Source organism: Halorhodospira abdelmalekii, from assembly GCF_016583625.1.
Classification (GTDB): Bacteria; Pseudomonadota; Gammaproteobacteria; order Nitrococcales; family Halorhodospiraceae; genus Halorhodospira; species Halorhodospira abdelmalekii.
Genome location: NZ_NRRN01000147.1, coordinates 1 through 592 on the forward strand (window position 1 = coordinate 1; position 592 = coordinate 592).

The following is a 592-nucleotide window of genomic DNA, read 5'->3' on the forward strand; positions in this document are numbered from 1 at the left end:
AACAGGACGCGCCGCAAGGGCAGCTGTGCCAGCGCTGGCTGAGCGGTTTCTTCTCCTGCTGCCCGCAGGCGTGGCAGGTCTGTGAGGGCTTGATCTGCCGCGTCGGGGCCTCCACCGCCCAAGCACCCGCCTCTTCCGCTTTGAGCTTGAGCAATTGATGGAAGGCCCCGCCAGCGGCATCAAGAATACCGCGGTTCAAGCCCCGCTTATATTGACCGCCGTTAGCAGTCATGTTCCGAATGCTCAGGGCCTCTAGGCCCAAAGCGCTGAACTCGTTGATCAGTCGGGCAGAGACCTGATGGAGAAAGTCGTGGCGCTGATTGGCCACCTTACGATGCAGTCGGCGCAACTCATCGTACGCCTTGCGCAACCGGTTGGAGATGGGGAAGCCCCGACTCCTACCCGATGCCTTCTTGGCCGCCTCCTCCTTGCGGGAGATCTCGCGCTGTACACCACGGATGGCACCCAAAGTACCGGCAAGATGGCGGGGGTTATCGATGGTCTCGGTGCCGTGCGCGGTCGCCACAGTGGCGAAGGTCTCCAAGCCCCAGTCGAGCCCGCCCATCTTCTCGCCGCACTGCCGCACCGGCTC

General features: G+C 63.3%; 1 protein-coding gene. It reads right to left on the reverse strand.

Annotated elements, in window-relative coordinates:
• On the reverse strand, positions 1-592 hold a 592-nt coding region (locus CKO15_RS13875), incomplete at both ends, for an RNA-guided endonuclease InsQ/TnpB family protein (RefSeq protein WP_200197430.1).